Genomic DNA, 17,214 nt, shown 5'->3' with positions numbered 1-17,214 from the left:
AAATAGGATAATGGGGCGAAGATAATCGCCTCGCCGAGCTATGCAAGTGTGTGAAAAAAAATATATTCAGATCATTATTTAATCACATATAAAAATCTCATCATAATCACTATTACCACCCCATAGATTACTCCTAAATTTGTGTATGAACATTAAGGAAGCATATGATCAATTGAGGTTTTCGCTGGATAAGATATACCCTGAGAAGGAATCAATGCTTATTACAGGCATGTTGATGGAAAAAATCACCGGGTTAACAGAAATGGATATGCGAAAAAATGCTTCAAAAGCCCTTACAAACCCCCAGATTATCCGTTTCCAAACCTGGCAATCGGAACTCACCAACCATAGGCCAATTCAATATGTATTAAACGAAGCCTGGTTCTGGAAATATCCTTTTAAAGTAGATGAACGGGTTTTGATCCCAAGACCAGAAACGGAAGAATTGGTAGAATGGGTTATAAAAGATGAAAAAGGAGCCCATCCCAATCCCTGTATCCTTGACATTGGCACCGGAAGTGGTTGTATCCCCATTACACTCTCCCTGGAACTGCCCAATGCCAGGGTCCACACCTGCGATATCAGTGAAGGAGCAATTGCCTTAGCTACTGAGAATGCCAGCAGCCTGGGGGCAAATATCAGCTTCCACCATCTGGACTTCCTTGACAACGCAAGCTGGGGGCAGCTACCCCGGCCAGACATCATCATCAGCAACCCACCTTATATCCCAAAGGCAGAAAGCCACCAGATGGATCCGCATGTTGTGAAATTCGAACCCGGCATAGCACTTTTTGTACCGGATAACGATGCCGTTGTTTTTTATGCAGCCATCGCAGGATTTGCCATGCAAAACGTAAAACCCGGAGCAAGGATCTATGTTGAGATTCATGAAAACCTGGCTGGCCAGGTAAGGGAGGCTTTTGAGACTGCTGGCCTGGTCGACATCCAAACCAGGAAGGATCTTCAGGGAAAGGACCGGATGATCAAAGCCCTATGCCCAAAATAAAAGCACGAAGGCAAATGATTCACCTCCGTGCTTTCCCAATATTTTCATTATTACTTACTGTGCGCCATTCTTATCAACGGCCAAAACGGACCTGGCCCCCAATTCCCTGGCCACCCGCATCACCGCAACAACATTCTCAACTGGCACCTGTTTGTCCGCATTGATCACCACAGAAGGCTGATCGGTTTCCCTGGCTAATATGGGCTGCAATTTTGCTTTCAGCTCCTCCAGCGAAACCTTTGAGGTCCCCACATAGAATTGGTTATTGGCGTCAATACTCACCACCACGGTCTGTTTAGCCTTGGTATCACTCTTGGCCTTGGGCTGGGAAAGCTTGATCACATTGGGGTTGGCAAGGGTGGACACAATGAGGAAGAACAACAACAGAATGAACAGGATATCGTTCAATGCCCCCGTGTGCACTTCTGCATGCCCCCTTATTCGCTTTCTTAAATTCATGGTAATGATTCTGGTGAATTATACATGTTAATCCTGCAGGGTTTTTACGGCAGAACCCTTATAGGTGGCACTACCTTGTTGGTTCCTGCAGGGTATCGATAAACTCTGCACTCGCAGCCTCCATTTTGTTCACCGTCTTATCGATCTGCGCATTGAGGAAACTATGCCCCACATAGGCCAGCAATCCGATGATCAAACCTGTTGCGGAGGTGATCATCTTTACATAGATACCACTGGCAATGGTACTGAGGGTATATTCTCCGGTAGAGGAAATTCCAAAGAATAACTGCACCATCCCCACAATGGTACCGAGAAAGCCAAACATCGGTGCCACACCTGAAATCAGGGACAATACCGAAAGGTTGCGTTCCATTTTATACATCTCCAGTTTTCCTACGTTTTCCATACTCTTCTCGATCGCATCAATCGGCTTGCCGATACGCTGGATACCTTTATCGATCATCCGGGCTACCGGGTTATTGGTATTCTTTGCCAGGGAGCGGGCCGCACTTACATTTCCACTCAGGATATGGTCACGGATAATGCTCATGAAATTGGCATCGATCTTTCCAGCCTTATTGATGGCAATAAAGCGTTCAAAGAAAAAATAAACTGCAAGCACAAAAAGCAGGGCAAGCGGTATCATCAATACACCACCTTGCATCAGCAGGTCTATCAGGTTCATCTTAGGGGCAGGACTCGCACCTAACGCCGCTTGGGTACTATCTGCCAGCCTTCTGGCAGTATCGGCGATCTGCAACAGGAATAGATTCATGCAATTTTTATTTTGACAAATGTAATGGGATATGCAGTTTTTAAGACAATTATGCTGCCAACGTGAAAATTATGTGATTATTTCTTAGCCGGCAGGGATTGGCCAGCTATTAACATTTCCTAAAGAGAAAACCGGGAGAAGCATGGAGCTACTCCCGGCAAATGTCACCACCCTTTCGATGAGGCTGACTCATATTATCAGGCAAATCCCTTATCAGGCCTTACTTCTCACCAATCTGCTTCATCATCATTCCCTGGATCTGCTTCATGGTCTTTTCCATACCATCCGCGCTTCCATCCAGGAAGATCACATTGCCCTTTCCATATTCTGCAAAGTTCTTGATGGCTTCTGTCCACATACTGAAAAGGATCACGTTGGTATCCAGGTTGGCCTGCTTCATTCTTTCGGCCGCTTCCGTCATACCTTTTGCAACTTCCTCACGGAACAGCGCCACACCCTGGCCACGCAGCCTGGCGGCCTCCCTTTCTGCTTCAGCAGCGATCTTAATAGCATTACCTTCCGCTTCTGCAGCCTTGGTCTTGGTGATCAATAATGCCTGGCCTTCATTTTCTGCCGCAGCCTTGAGGTTATTGGAAGCCACTACCTTACTCATGGAGTCCATGATCGCCTGGTCAAAGGTGATATCATTGATCTGCAGGTCCAGCAGGTGGTACCCCCATTCCTCCAGCAACTGGTCGATCTGGTCCTTCACATACTCCACGATCTCTTTCCTCAAAGCCAGGATCTCTGCCTGCCTTTTGGTCGCAACAAAGGATCGTATGGTACCCTCAATGGTCCGTGATAATGCCTGCATCAGGTCTCGGTCACTGATGAACTTGAAAGCTACCTTCTTAATGGTTCCCTCATCTTCATTCTGCACCGCATACAACAGCATGCTTTTAAAGTAAACATTGGCCTGGTCGGCTGTAACAGCCTGGAACTCCATTTCCACTGAACGGTTCTGGATAGATACCCGCTTGGATATCTGTTCAATAAAAGGGATGATGAAATTCAAACCGGGATGTAACACCCGGCGGTACTTACCGAACATGGTCACTACGCCCACAGTACCCTGGTTAATGGTTTTTAGACCCGCAAAAAGAAGCAGGATAACAATGAGCACCCATAAATTGGATAAGATAAACTCTGGCATAAACAGTTGGTTTTATTGGTTAGTGTGATGAAGACGCATCCCCCTTCACAGGGGTTGCAATATGGTTAAATTTTTCATGCTTGCTGCTCCCAGATCTGCACCAGTTCCACCAGCACATCTACGCTCTTCTGCATATCCTGTACGCTTACGTATTCATGCTTGCTATGTAACGCCATCTCACCAGTGAAGATGTTTGGACAAGGAAGGCCCATATAGGACAGCCTTGACCCATCGGTTCCGCCCCTGATCGGATGCTTCCTGGCAGTGATCCCCAACCTGCGCATAGCCTCTTCTGCATTGGCTACTACAGCGGGATGCCGATCCAGCACCTCCCTCATATTCCGGTATTGTTCCTTCACTTCAAATTCTGCCTTTGCCCCGGGAAACTGCTTCAACACTTCATCCAGGGTATGCTGCAGTAAATATTCATATTCCCCCAAACGCTCAGTAATAAAGTCACGAATGATAAACTGCAGGGTGGCTTTTTCGGCTATACCGGACAGGTAGACAGGATGAACGAATCCGTCCCTTCCTGAAGTGGTTTCCGGCGACAACCCTTCTTTCGGCAAGGCATCTAAAAATGCAGCTGCTACTTTTAAGGCATTTACCATCTTCCCCTTGGCATATCCCGGATGGGCACTTACACCATGAAAGGTAACCGTAACACCATCGGCTGAAAAATTTTCTTCTTCCAGACTACCCAATTCCCCTGCATCCAGTGTATAGCCAATATCAGCCCCAAGCTTTGCCAGGTCAAGTTTCTCCACTCCCCTTCCCACCTCCTCGTCAGGGGTGAACAATATCCTGATCTTCCCATGCTTTATTTCCGGATGCTGCACCAGGTAATTAGCCAGGTCCATTATAATGGCCACACCAGCTTTATCGTCGGCACCCAGCAATGTAGTACCGGAAGCAGTAATGATATCATCCCCTACCTTTTCCGCGAGATAAGGATGATCTTTCACACTGATCACCTGGGTTGGGTCATCCGGCAAAACGATATCACTGCCATCGTACCTATGATGTACTATGGGCTTCACGCCGGCTCCACTGCAGTCAGGAGCCGTATCCATATGGGAACAGAAACAAATTACAGGAACATTTCTGGGCGAATTGGAAGGTATTGTCGCATATACATACCCGTTCTCATCCATTTCGGCATCCTGCAGCCCTATTGCTTTCAACTCCTCTACCAGCATCCTTCCCAGGTCCTTTTGCTTTTCAGTAGAAGGGAAACAGGTAGCTTGCGGGTCACTCTGCGTATCTACCTTAACATAGCGTAAAAACCTATCCTTGACGGTATATGCATATGCATTGGCCATGAAATGAATAATTTTGGGCAAATTAATGTATTTGATGGCAAAGCCTGCTGATTACCCAAAGCCCATCACCACTGGTTGGCTGAGGGTATTGATCTTTACCGGCACCTACCTGGCTACCATGGTGGCCGTTAACTTTATCATACAGTCCCTTACCCGAAACATTTCAGGGATCAACCCTGCAGGCTATGCACTCCTGACCTTCCTGGTCCTTGGCGCCTTTAGCTTCTTACTGGTCAAGGTCTTTTGCAAGGCATTGGACAAAAGGCCATTCCTGGAGCTGGGATGGCAAGATGAAGACCGGCTTCGAAACACCCTTACCGGATCTGCTTTAGCCATGGCTATCCTGGGAACCGGCACAATTATACTGGTTGCCAATAACAACCTAAAATGGATGGATGTTACCGCTAATGGACCAGCACTGGCCCTGTCATTTGCATTGATGCTGATCGTTTCCTTTACCGAAGAACTGGTATTCAGGGGATATATTCTCCGCAACCTCATTGACTCTTTTCCACCTGCCTTTTCATTGGCGATAAGCGCACTGGTATTCGCCCTTTTCCATGGTGCCAACCCTGGCAGTAACTGGCTGGCACTTGCCAATGTTTTCCTGGCAGGAATTTTACTCGGACTCAATTACCTTTTCACCGGCAGCCTGTGGTTTGGCATTGGACTTCATTTTTGGTGGAATTTCCTGCAGGGGCCGATTCTAGGTTATTCGGTAAGTGGACTAGGACTTCCTTCCCTTCTGAATACTTACCTGGATGGGCCCCCATTTCTCACGGGCGGATCCTTTGGCTTCGAAGGAAGCATCCTGAATACCGTTCTAGACCTTCTATCAATAGGCATACTTGCATTCATCTACAGCAGGCTTTTTGAAAAAGACATCCAACTGCTATTCAGGAAAAGACAGGAGAATAAGGATTAAGCACCCGATAACTCTTGCGTTACAGTCATAAAAAAAGCGCCGTTAACCGGCGCCCTTATAAAACTTTGGGGATTTCCTTAAGGCATGATGATCCTTGAAGGGGCTCCAATGATCTCTACCAGTTCAATATCGAAGACGAGGTCTTCACCGGCAAGTGGATGGTTAGCATCCAGCAGGATAGACTCTTCACCGATCTCAGTGATCACTACTGGCACAACCTGGCCAGCGCTGTTGTTGAGGTTCAGGCGCATTCCCTTCTCCAGCGGCATTCCTTCGGGAACCTGGTTACGGGGAAATTCGATCACCATTTCAGGATTCTTGGGACCATAGGCATCATCAACCGCGATATGAACAGTTTTCTTGTCGCCGATCGCCATGCCCATCACGCCATTGTCAAAACCTGCGATAACCATTCCACTTCCAACTTCAAACTCGAGCGGATCACGACCTTCAGAACTATCGAAGGTTGTTCCATCAGTTAGGCGACCATGATAATGAACACGAACGGTATCGCCTGATTTTACTTGTTGCATACAATTCAATTTTAAAATAATAAATCAATCTTCACCCTACCGAAACCACCTTAGATCAAAATGCCTTGCAACAAGTATATTGCTTAAGCAACGATGACAGGAAGCGGAAGAAGCGAAACAGGCCGGAAAGTTACGGCAATAATGGCAATTGAAGGCAATTCCTTCAACCACCTACCAGGACTGCTTCTTCAGGCACTGTTAATCAGGTAGTTGTTAAAACATCAACAAGAACTTAACGTTTAACCGCCTGTTTAAAGGCTGGCTAATCAATTATCTTTGGCAAATGAAAAGTTTCCTCTCCTTCATCTTTTTCCTGGCCATAACCCTGTCAGGATTGTTCACCAATGCGCAGCGCATCCAACCCGGCGCTGAAAGGTTCGACCAATACCTTCCCCTGCTGAAAGGCAAGCGGGTCGGGCTATTCGCCAACCAGACCACTGTTGTTCATGATACCGTACACCTTGTTGATGTCCTGACCAGCAAGGGCGTTAAACTGCAAAAGATCTTCGCCCCGGAACACGGGTTCAGGGGAACAGCCGATGCCGGTGAAAAAGTGGATAACGCGGTGGATTCTCGTACAGGCATCCCCGTTGTGTCCCTCTATGGCAAAAAGCGAAAAGCCGGGGCTGACGAACTAAAGGATGTGGATGTGATGGTGTTTGATGTACAGGATGTGGGTGTAAGGTTCTATACTTACATTTCATCATTGGAAGAGTTCGTTGAATCGGCCATCCTGCACAATAAGCCGGTAGTGGTGCTGGACCGCCCCAATCCTAATGGCTTCTACATAGACGGACCAGTACTTGACAGGAAATTCCGCTCCTTTGTTGGCATGCAGCCTGTACCGGTAGTTTATGGAATGACCATGGGCGAATATGCCCAAATGCTGGTAGGTGAAAAATGGTTCAGCCAGGAAATCAACAACAAACTCAATGCCACACCCAAGCAGGCAAAAAGACGCAAAAGCAATGGTTTCAGCCTTACCATTATCAGCTGCGGTAATTACACCCATAAAAGCAAGTACACCCTGCCCGTCAAACCTTCTCCCAACCTGCCGGACATGACCGCCATCTATTGGTATCCTTCCACCTGCTATTTTGAGGGCACTGTACTGAGCGAAGGCAGGGGAACGGATCATCCTTTCCTCATATTCGGCCATCCGAACCTTCCCAAAAACCTTTATTCCTTTACCCCAACCTCCAGGGCCGGGGCAAAGGAACCTAAACTTAAAGACCAGCAATGCTTTGGCTGGAACCTTTATAGTTCCCCTGAAGCAGCGCTCAACGGGATCAATGGCCAGCTTCAACTGAAGTACCTGCTGGAAGCCTATCGCCTGTTTCCTGATAAGGCCAATTTCTTCCTGGCAGCTAAATCCGGCAAGGAAGAAGACTATTTCTTCAATAAGTTGGTGGGCAACGCCTCCCTGATGGAGCAGATCAGGACCGGCAAGAGTGAATCGGAGATCCGTAAAAGCTGGGAACCCGGGTTAAACCAATTCAAGGCTATTAGGAAAAAATATTTATTGTACCCTGACTTCTATTGACCAAATGGATTACCAATCATTGAAGATCGTTTTCATGGGCACCCCAGAGTTCGCCGTTGCTTCGCTGGATGCCCTTGTCCAGGCTGGATGCACTATCGCGGGAGTGGCAACTGCCCCTGACAAACCTGCGGGAAGGGGCATGCAACTCCAGCAAAGTGCTGTAAAGCAGTATGCAGTGGAGAAAGGTTTTCGCATATTGCAGCCCGTTAAACTGAAAGACCCTCTATTTATAGAAGAGCTCAGGGCGTTGCAGGCAGACCTGCAGGTTGTGGTGGCATTCAGGATGCTGCCTGAGATCGTTTGGGATATGCCGCCTATGGGCACCATCAATGTCCACGGTTCCTTATTACCGGACTATCGAGGGGCAGCTCCCATCAATTGGGCTGTCATCAATGGTGAATCACAAACCGGGGTAACCACTTTCCAGTTGCAGCACGCCATTGACACAGGGAATATCCTCTTACAGGAATCCATGGCCATCGGTCCGGAAGAAAACGCAGGGTCCGTGCATGACCGCATGAAGATCCTGGGCGCCAACTTACTGGTAAAGACCATCAAAGGCCTGGCAACCGGGGAAGTAAAGCCTGTTCCACAGGATGACCTGATCAACCGACTGGGAAGGGAGCCCCACCATGCCCCTAAGATCTTTACAGAAACCTGCACCATCAATTGGGAGCAGGAAATAGACAAAATCAATAACCTCATTCGCGGTCTTTCTCCCTACCCAGCTGCTTTCACCCAATTGGAAGGCAAAATCCTTAAAGTGTTCGCAGCGAGCAAGGAGCATACGCGACCCGATATCTCCCCCGGACAGTTTAAAACGGATGGCAAGACCTACCTGAAATTTGCAGGCAAGGATGGCTATCTCCATTTGTCCGAGATACAGTTACAAGGCAAGAAGCGAATGCCAATCGGGGACTTCCTGAGGGGGTACCGTTTTCAACAAGCGTAAAACATGATCAGCTACGATACCAAAGACTGGTTCACCTTCATCTTCCGCTTTCACAAAGCCGATACGGTAAGGAAATTATTCCCCCTCATCCTTGCCATTTCAGCTTATTCGGCATTGGTAGCCTTTCTTGAAGTTGAAGTACTCCAGCTATCAGAACAAAGTCATATCAAGAACATTTCCCTCATGCACAACATGTTGGGATTTGTCATTTCCATGTTATTGGTTTTCCGCACCAATACCGCATATGACCGCTGGTGGGAAGGAAGGAAACTTTGGGGTGCCCTCACCAATAACAGCAGGAACCTTGCCATCAAGATCAATAATATCCTTGCCCCAGACGATGTGGTAAACAGGTCTTTTTTCCGCAAATCGATTCCCTTGTATGCCCAGGTACTTAGAAACCACCTGCAGAGTGAATCTACCAGGCTTGCCCTGGATGAATCGCCCCATGAGGACCTTGACCTTGACCATTCCAGGCACCTGCCTAACCAGGTGGCCAACATGCTCTTCAAAAGAACCCATGAGTTATATAAGAACGGCTCAATCTCCGGCGACCAATTGATCATATTGAACAACGAACTGACCGCTTTCACTGATATCTGTGGCGCCTGCGAAAGGATAAAGAACACTCCCATTCCTTTTTCCTATAGTTCATTCCTTAAAAAATTCATCTTCTTTTATGTGATGACCCTGCCCCTGGGCTTCGTATTCAGCCTGGGGTATATTGTAATACCAGTAGTGGCTTTTATTTTCTATGTCCTTGCCAGTTTAGAAATGGTTGGGGAAGAGATAGAAGACCCTTTTGGAAATGACGCAAACGATGTCCCTACTTCAAAAATAGCAGACAATATCCGCGTCCACGTATGTGAGCTCCTTCATTGACCATTTGTTACCCACCATGCCAATTCTTTTTAAGTCCCATATGAAACCCGCTACCGCAATCATAGCGATCGTCATGATAGGCCTGTCCCTGATGCTTGCGGGATGTGCAGTAAAGAAGCCCCTTGTTGATGAAACCATGATCGGGAAGTCACTTCCCCCGGTACCGGTTTCACAGTTTAATATCCCTGTGAGGGCCTATGTAAAACCATTCATGGTAATGGCCGACCAAATGGCCCCAAGGGAAATCCTTTCCGAAGGCTGGCCCAACTACTACCCATCCGGCTGCGATTTCCGTTACAAGTGCAGGTTTGTCCGCAACAATATGCAGTTCAACTGCACGAACAACAGCATTACTTTGACTATCAATGGGGCCTACCAGGTTGCCGGCAGTAAAACCGTTTGTGTGATGGGACAACCCGTTTCACCATGGGTTAGCGGTAGTTGTGGCTTTGGAAACGAAGCTTTACGCAAGGTTACCATCAGCATGCGTACCGACCTCGTATTTCAACCCGACTATACCATTAGGACCATCACCAGGGTAAACAAGGTAACACCTGCAGACCGCTGTTTGGTAACCATCCTCAATACAGACATAACCGCCATGATCATAGACTCCATTGCTGCTTCCTCCAGGGCTTTCGGGCAGTCATTGGACCAGAGGATTGCCACAATGCGATTCGACAATCTACTGTTACCAATAGCCGAAAAGGTGGGCAAGAAGATACCTATGGCAGGTTATGGATACATGAATCTAAATCCAGCGGCGGTTAGTGTTAGCCCTATCAATTACAGCAACGATACGCTCAACTTTGTAGCATCCCTTGCCTGCTATCCGGCATTGAGTTCCGATAGTACCAACCATACCCGTACAACCAGTTTGCCTCCCCTGAAAAACGGCACTATTCCCGAAGGCATAAACCTAACCGTTAACGCTGTTTATGACTACGGGACCATTGACTCCATCCTGACCACAACACTCCGCAACCGCGTTGTTGAAACGAATGGAGAAAAGATAGCGATTGAGAAAGTGTCAGTTAAAGGACTGGATCACCACCAGGTCGAATTCAGGATCGATTTTAAAGGCACAAAAAAAGGCACGATCTACCTGAAAGGCACACCCATTCTTGACCGCTCGAACCAGGTATTATTGGTACCCGACCTGGACTATGACCTGAACTCTTCCAACCTCTCCCTTACCCTGGGCAAAACCTTCTTTAACAAGAAGATCATCGCTTTACTGAGGGAAAAGGCAAGGGTCAATGTGGCGGACATGTACCGCAAGAACAAAGCCATGCTGGACAGTTCGCTCAACCGTACTGTTGTACAGGGCGTTCAAATAAAAGGCAACACATCTGACCTGAGATTGAATGCGCTGGTGATAGACAAGGATCATGTGAGTGTACAGGCGAATGCCACTGGAAAAGCCACCCTTATCATTGGCAGGCTAAACTAACATGGTCCGGAGGAAATTGATTGATTCGTCCGGGTCTTTCAATTGGCCGATGGCATCCTTCCAGGCTTTCTACCTCACATCAAACCATACAGGTTGCTGGTCATCCCAGTCCCCATTGTAGTTAATGAACAGTTCTTCACCAGCTTTGACCGCCCTCATGGTTTTGATCCTGATGAGGTCATGTTCAAAATCCATTTCATATTCACAGTTACTGTTATAGCTGTGGTTGTAAATGGGTACATAACCCAGGGCCATGCAACATGATTTCCTGTCCTCCCCCCATTCAAAAATGTAATCATGCAGGAGGGTCTGGTCAAGATGCTGCCTGTCTTCCGGGCCCATGACAATAACAGGGCTGATCTCCACAAGGGTACCAGGCGCAATATCTTCAGCAGTAAAGACACCTCGCCCCATATGCTCAGTCGGGGCAATGAACAGGAATGGTAGAATCATGGCACAAAAATACCCCGGTTCCTGCCTGCCAGCCAAGTCAAACCTTGCCTATATTACTTGTAAAGGGAAGATGCCCATAAATTTCAAACCGCCCCAATCCGCCATTTCAACTAGTTTTGCGTCATGTCAGTTGAATTGGAAAAACCTTCAATGAGTGAGCAGTTTGAATCCTTGATCAAGGTCGAAGACAAGCTACGTATCCGGGACTTCCTGAACAACCAGAACATCAGCGATGTGGCAGAACTGGTCAGTGAATACTCTGACTATGCCAGCCAGATCATTGGGAACATGAGCACCCACCGGGCGGCAAGTGTGTTCAAGATCCTGGACATCACCCTCCAGAAGGCAATTATCCAGGAACTGCCTCCTTTCACCACTGCAGAACTTCTAAACGAACTGCCTGCCGATGACCGTACCGACTTTCTCGAAGAGCTGCCCAGCGAAGTGGTGAAAGAACTGATCAAAACCCTTGATCCGGAAGAAAGAAAAGTAACCCTGTCACTACTGGGGTACAAGGAAGGCAGTGTTGGCCGATTGATGACCCCGGACTATATAGCAGTAAATGCCGACTGGACCATGGGGGAAGTATTGGAACATGTAAGGGAGGTTGGCAAGGATAGCGAAACCATCGATGTGATCTATGTGGTGAATGACAAAGGTGAGTTCGTTGACGATATGCGGATAAGGGAGGTTATCCTGACCAACCCGGAAAAGAAGGTCAGTGAGATCATTGATAACCGTTATATCGCCCTTAATGTAAATGACGACCAGGAAGTTGCCAACCAGACATTCAAGATGAATAACAGGGTTGCCCTTCCGGTGGTGGACGACAACAATATCTTGCTGGGCATTGTCACCATCGACGATGTGCTTTGGGTGGCGAATGAAGAGTTCAGCGAGGACATCCAGAAGATCGGTGGTACAGAAGCCCTTGACGAGCCCTACCTGGAAATGCCCCTTCTCAAGTTGTTTAAGAAGAGGATCGTTTGGCTGGTGGTCTTGTTCCTTGGGGAAATGCTAACAGCCACGGCCATGGGATATTTTGAAGATGAGATAGCGAAGGCGGTAGTACTGGCATTATTTGTGCCATTGATCATCTCCAGTGGAGGCAATAGCGGCTCACAGGCGTCCACCCTCATTATCCAGGCGATGGCAGTAGGCGAGATCACCGTCAGTGACTGGTGGCGGGTGATGAGAAGGGAAATTCTTTCAGGCTTGTTATTGGGCACGGTGCTGGGATGCATTGGCTTCCTGAGGGTACTGGTATGGTCCCAGTTCTTTCCTGATGTTTACGGCCAGCATTATGTAGAAATCGGGGCAGCTGTGGGAGTGTCACTGATTGGTGTAGTACTTTGGGGTACCCTGAGCGGTTCCATGCTTCCGATGGCACTGAAAAAAGCGGGGGCCGACCCAGCCGTTTCTTCAGCGCCATTTGTAGCCACCCTGGTTGATGTAACAGGGCTTATTATCTATTTTTCTGTTGCATATTTCTTCCTGCAGGGACTGCTTTTATAGCTATATAAGACATATCACCCCGCAAAAAACCGCTATCGCTGAATTTTGATTAATATTGTCGCGCAAAATATCATTCAACTTAATCTAAACCACTAAGAAAGATTTATGTGTGGAATAGTAGCCTATATAGGGCACAAAGAAGCTTATCCTGTTATCCTCAAAGGATTGAAAAGATTGGAATACCGCGGTTATGACAGTGCTGGTGTGGCACTGTTGAATAACGGGCTTAAAGTTTACAAGAAGAAGGGAAAGGTAGCCGACCTGGAAGAGACCCTGGTTGGAAAAGACCTTCACTCGAATATCGGCATTGGCCATACACGCTGGGCGACCCATGGCGAACCCAGTGACCGCAATGCCCACCCCCATCGGTCCCAAAGCGGCAAACTCGCCATGATCCATAATGGCATCATCGAGAATTACGCTTCCATCAAACAGGAACTGGTGAATAAGGGCTATCATTTTACGAGCGACACAGATACTGAGGTCCTGCTCAATTTCATTGAAGACATCCGTATCAACAATGGCTGCCCTCTGGAAGAGGCTGTTCGTATTGCCCTGAAGCGCGTGGTTGGCGCCTATGTGATCGTATTGATGGACGAAGATGACCCGGAAACGCTTATTGCCGCCCGCAAAGGTTCTCCCCTCGTCATTGGCATTGGCAAAGGTGAACATTTCCTAGCCAGCGATGCCTCCCCGATCATCGAATACACCAAGGAAGTGGTTTATGTCAATGACTATGAACTCGCCATCATCAAAGCAGATGAGTTGGTCCTGAAGAACCTTGGTAATGAGAAAGTAACCCCCTTCATCACCAAGCTGGATATGGAACTTGCGGCTATTGAGAAAGGCGGTTACGATCATTTCATGCTGAAAGAGATCTTCGAACAACCCCATACCATTTTTGACTGCTTGCGTGGAAGAATGGATGCCACTGTTGGCTCCATTACCATGAGTGGTATCCAGCAATATGCCGACCAACTGGTGAACGCCAACCGCATCATCATGATCGCTTGCGGAACAAGCTGGCATGCCGGACTGGTAGCAGAGTACATCTTCGAAGAACTGACCAGGATACCGGTAGAAGTGGAATACGCCTCTGAATTCAGGTACCGGAACCCCATTGTCCATAAAGGGGATGTCATCATCGCCATTTCCCAAAGCGGGGAAACAGCGGATACCCTGGTAGCTATCGAAAGTGCCAAGGAAAAAGGCGCGATCATCCTGGGTGTGGTGAACGTAGTGGGGTCCTCCATTGCCAGGACATCCCACGGCGGCGCCTATACGCACGCCGGACCGGAGATCGGCGTTGCCAGTACGAAAGCATTTACCGCCCAACTTGCGGTACTGACCATGATCGCCCTCAAGATCGGACAAATGAAGGGTACGATAGATGACAAGCGCTTCATGCACCTGTTGAATGAACTCAACGATGTACCTGAAAAGGTATCACTGGTACTACAACAGGACGAGCAATTGAAGGCCATTGCTGAAAAATATAAGGACGCCAGCGACTTCCTCTACCTGGGAAGGGGCTACAACTTCCCTGTTGCCCTCGAAGGAGCGCTTAAACTCAAAGAGATCTCCTATATCCATGCTGAAGGCTACCCGGCTGCTGAAATGAAACACGGGCCAATTGCGCTGGTTGATGAGAAACTCCCGGTAGTATTCGTAGCCACCAAGGATGCCTACCACGAAAAAGTGATCAGCAATATGCAGGAGATCAAGGCAAGGAAAGGAAAGGTCATTGCCGTGGTTAGTGAAGGGGATGAATCAGCAAAAGGACTCGCAGATGATATCATTACCGTCCCCTTTGCAGATGAATTGATCGCCCCAATGATCAATGTGATCCCTATGCAGTTGCTTGCTTACCACATTGGCGTGGCAAAAGGTTTGGATGTTGACAAACCCCGCAACCTGGCCAAGAGTGTAACAGTAGAATAACAAAGGAAAAAATATGAAAAAAGGCACTTGTCCCGCATCTTTTGAAAATGGCAGGTGCCTTTTTGGTTTTTGTGATCAAGTATATTACCAGATAATTGCATCATGAACATTATCAAGAAGAGCCCGCTGTCCGCACTGGGTTATGACTTTATCCCATCCAACTTCCTTCCCAAGGGTAAGGACGAATACTACCTCCGCAACAAACAGAATAAAAGCGGCATCAGTTACCGCCAACTTACCGCCTATGAGATAGAAGTATTGGTACGCAACCGGAACCAAAGCGATGATTGGAATAAGTTGCTGGTATCCGATGCTTTCAATCCGGAACTGGTCAAGAACTGTAAGTTCTTTGGGCTTGTCAGGATCGGCAAACTGGAACCCTATTGTATTGAGTTCAACAACCTCCGAATGCCCGTTGGACTTTACAACAGCACCATTATCAGCTGTGATTTCGGGGACAATGTAGTGATCGACAATGTTAACTACCTCTCCCATTACATCATTGGCAGCGAGGTGATACTCGTCAATATCAATGAGCTGGCCACCACCAACCATTCCAAGTTCGGGAATGGTATCCTGAAAGAAGGCGAACAGGAAAATATCAGGATCTGGCTGGAAGTATGCAATGAGAACGGGGGAAGAAAGATCCTGCCATTCGATGGCATGCTGCCGGGTGATGCCTACCTATGGACACGCCACCGGCAGGACTCAGAACTACAGCAGAAATTTGTAGAATTTACCCAGGAACGCTTCGACAATCGACGCGGGTATTATGGCAATATCGGTGACAGGACCGTCATTAAAAACTCCAGGATCATCAAGGATGTCTGGATTGGTTCCGACGCCTATATCAAAGGGGCAAACAAGTTAAAGAACCTCACCATCAACTCCAACCCCGATGCCAAAACACAGATAGGGGAAGGGTGTGAATTGGTGAATGGCATTATAGGCATAGGGTGTAGGATTTTTTATGGTGTGAAGGCAGTTCGATTCTTCATGGCTTCGCACTCGCAGCTGAAATATGGGGCCAGGCTGATCAACTCTTACCTGGGAAACAATGCCACCATTTCCTGCTGTGAAGTATTGAACTCCCTGATCTTTCCGGCCCACGAACAACACCACAACAACTCCTTTCTTTGTGCCGCACTCGTAATGGGCCAGAGCAATATGGCAGCAGGGGCAACCATTGGCTCCAACCATAACTCAAGGGGAGCGGATGGGGAGCTTATTGCTGGCAGGGGATTTTGGCCAGGACTATGTGTGAGCCTTAAGCACAACTCCAGGTTTGCCACCTACAGCATCCTGGCCAAAGGAGATTTCCCGGCTGAACTGAATATCAACCTTCCCTTCTCCCTGATCAGCAATGATGTTACCAATGACAGGCTGGTCATCATGCCTGGCTATTGGTTTCAATACAACATGTACGCCCTTGCAAGGAATTCCTGGAAATATATCGACAGGGACAAGAGGACAGATAAGACCCAGTTGATCGAGTATGACTACCTGGCACCAGATAGCGTAAATGAAATAGTAGTGGCCCTTCAACTGATTGCAAAAGCCGCTGGTAAAGCATGGTATAGCGCCAACAAGCAGATCCTGCCGGGTGAGGAAGCCGTAATCGCAAAGGGCAGGGAGCTATTGGAAAAGGATAGCCCGGAGTTAAGAACACTAACCATCCTTCTGGATAAGGCAGAAAACAGCCAGAGGCCAGCGGTGATCATTAAGGCAGGGATGGCCTATCAATGGTACCATAAACTGATCCGCTACTATACAGCCCGCGAGATCCTCCTTTTTGCACAACAAAACAAGATCACTACCCTCTCAGGAATCAAATCCGCCCTGCCCAAAGCTGGTGTAAGGAAGTCATTTGAAAACATTGGTGGTCAGCTGATCGAAAAATCGGTTATCGAGCATTGCCTTCAACAGGTAAAACAAGGCAAGATCCGCAACTGGGAACAGTTACACCAATTCTACCAGAAACAAGGAGAACAATATCATTCAGCAAAATTCAACCATGCCCTGGCCACCTTTAAGGAGGTATATGGCATTGATCTTTCAGGTAGTGCAAGTGAACTGGTTGACCTTTTGAAAGAAAGCACGGCCATTCGCCAGCAACTAAGCGACAATATTGTTTTATCCAGGAAAAAGGATTACCAAAACGCTTTCCGGAAAATGGTTTACGACAATGACCAGGAAATGGAAACAGTGATCGGGAAACTTGAAGACAATGGCTTCATCCAGGAAGACCAGAAAGCGACCCAGCAATACAAAAGAGCCATCAATGCCTTGTTGAAAAAATAGG

15 protein-coding genes are annotated in these 17,214 nt (G+C 47.7%); 9 read left to right on the top strand and 6 right to left on the bottom strand.

Features of this window, described 5'->3' with window-relative positions; all coding sequences use genetic code 11:
- The first annotated feature begins 145 nt into the window (after positions 1-145).
- Positions 146-1,006 (top strand): peptide chain release factor N(5)-glutamine methyltransferase, encoded by an 861-nt coding sequence (gene prmC, locus KJS94_RS00645; protein WP_214446829.1) that lies wholly within the window; start codon positions 146-148, stop codon positions 1,004-1,006.
- 54 nt (positions 1,007-1,060) lie between these two features.
- Here prmC and KJS94_RS00640 read toward each other — a convergent pair whose 3' ends face one another.
- From KJS94_RS00640 to pepT, 4 genes are all read right to left on the bottom strand, one after another.
- Positions 1,061-1,465: an ExbD/TolR family protein gene (locus KJS94_RS00640; RefSeq protein ID WP_214446828.1), complete on the bottom strand. Its 405-nt coding sequence runs from the start codon at positions 1,463-1,465 to the stop codon at positions 1,061-1,063.
- Between the two features lie 70 nt (positions 1,466-1,535).
- Positions 1,536-2,240, bottom strand: a complete 705-nt coding sequence (locus KJS94_RS00635; RefSeq protein WP_214446827.1) for a MotA/TolQ/ExbB proton channel family protein — start codon at positions 2,238-2,240, stop codon at positions 1,536-1,538.
- Positions 2,241-2,460: 220 nt separating this feature from the next.
- Positions 2,461-3,393 carry an SPFH domain-containing protein gene (locus KJS94_RS00630; RefSeq protein WP_214446826.1) on the bottom strand — a complete coding sequence of 311 codons (933 nt, stop codon included), beginning with the start codon at positions 3,391-3,393 and terminating at the stop codon, positions 2,461-2,463.
- A gap of 74 nt (positions 3,394-3,467) precedes the next feature.
- Positions 3,468-4,736, bottom strand: coding sequence for a peptidase T (gene pepT, locus KJS94_RS00625; RefSeq protein WP_239804234.1), 1,269 nt, complete (start codon positions 4,734-4,736; stop codon positions 3,468-3,470).
- A gap of 13 nt (positions 4,737-4,749) precedes the next feature.
- Here pepT and KJS94_RS00620 point away from each other — a divergent pair, with 13 nt between their 5' ends.
- The gene (locus KJS94_RS00620) at positions 4,750-5,640 is read left to right on the top strand and encodes a CPBP family intramembrane glutamic endopeptidase (RefSeq protein WP_214446825.1); all 891 of its coding nucleotides are present in this window, start codon (positions 4,750-4,752) and stop codon (positions 5,638-5,640) included.
- 77 nt (positions 5,641-5,717) lie between these two features.
- On the opposite strand, the gene KJS94_RS00615 is transcribed toward KJS94_RS00620, so the two are convergent.
- Entirely contained in the window at positions 5,718-6,173 is a 456-nt protein-coding gene (locus KJS94_RS00615) for an FKBP-type peptidyl-prolyl cis-trans isomerase (RefSeq protein ID WP_214446824.1), read from the bottom strand.
- Between the two features lie 283 nt (positions 6,174-6,456).
- Between KJS94_RS00615 and KJS94_RS00610 the strand changes: the two genes are divergently transcribed.
- Genes KJS94_RS00610 through KJS94_RS00595 form a run of 4 tightly spaced genes read left to right on the top strand, consistent with a single transcriptional unit; the run spans position 6,457 to position 11,003 of the window.
- Positions 6,457-7,716: an exo-beta-N-acetylmuramidase NamZ family protein gene (locus KJS94_RS00610; RefSeq protein ID WP_214446823.1), complete on the top strand. Its 1,260-nt coding sequence runs from the start codon at positions 6,457-6,459 to the stop codon at positions 7,714-7,716.
- Positions 7,717-7,720: 4 nt separating this feature from the next.
- Positions 7,721-8,668, top strand: a complete 948-nt coding sequence (fmt, locus tag KJS94_RS00605) for a methionyl-tRNA formyltransferase (RefSeq protein WP_239804233.1) — start codon at positions 7,721-7,723, stop codon at positions 8,666-8,668.
- A gap of 3 nt (positions 8,669-8,671) precedes the next feature.
- Positions 8,672-9,550 carry a bestrophin family protein gene (locus KJS94_RS00600; RefSeq protein WP_214446822.1) on the top strand — a complete coding sequence of 293 codons (879 nt, stop codon included), beginning with the start codon at positions 8,672-8,674 and terminating at the stop codon, positions 9,548-9,550.
- A gap of 40 nt (positions 9,551-9,590) precedes the next feature.
- On the top strand, positions 9,591-11,003 hold the full coding sequence (locus KJS94_RS00595; RefSeq protein ID WP_214446821.1) for a DUF4403 family protein: 1,413 nt from the start codon (positions 9,591-9,593) through the stop codon (positions 11,001-11,003).
- Positions 11,004-11,072: 69 nt separating this feature from the next.
- On the opposite strand, the gene KJS94_RS00590 is transcribed toward KJS94_RS00595, so the two are convergent.
- Positions 11,073-11,456, bottom strand: a complete 384-nt coding sequence (locus tag KJS94_RS00590; RefSeq protein ID WP_214446820.1) for an SET domain-containing protein — start codon at positions 11,454-11,456, stop codon at positions 11,073-11,075.
- Positions 11,457-11,579: 123 nt separating this feature from the next.
- Here KJS94_RS00590 and mgtE point away from each other — a divergent pair, with 123 nt between their 5' ends.
- The 3 genes from mgtE (at position 11,580) to KJS94_RS00575 (ending at position 17,213) form a co-directional block, all read left to right on the top strand.
- Positions 11,580-12,971 carry a magnesium transporter gene (mgtE, locus tag KJS94_RS00585; RefSeq protein WP_214446819.1) on the top strand — a complete coding sequence of 464 codons (1,392 nt, stop codon included), beginning with the start codon at positions 11,580-11,582 and terminating at the stop codon, positions 12,969-12,971.
- A gap of 105 nt (positions 12,972-13,076) precedes the next feature.
- A complete protein-coding gene (glmS, locus tag KJS94_RS00580; protein ID WP_214446818.1) occupies positions 13,077-14,912 on the top strand; it encodes a glutamine--fructose-6-phosphate transaminase (isomerizing) in 1,836 nt (611 codons plus the stop codon).
- Positions 14,913-15,014: 102 nt separating this feature from the next.
- Positions 15,015-17,213, top strand: a complete 2,199-nt coding sequence (locus KJS94_RS00575; protein WP_214446817.1) for a DUF4954 family protein — start codon at positions 15,015-15,017, stop codon at positions 17,211-17,213.
- The last annotated feature ends 1 nt before the right edge of the window (position 17,214 follow it).

Source organism: Flavihumibacter rivuli (assembly GCF_018595685.2).
In the GTDB taxonomy this organism is placed as follows: Bacteria; Bacteroidota; Bacteroidia; order Chitinophagales; family Chitinophagaceae; genus Flavihumibacter; species Flavihumibacter rivuli.
Note: the sequence above shows the minus strand (reverse complement) of the source record. Positions and strands in the feature narration are given on the sequence as shown.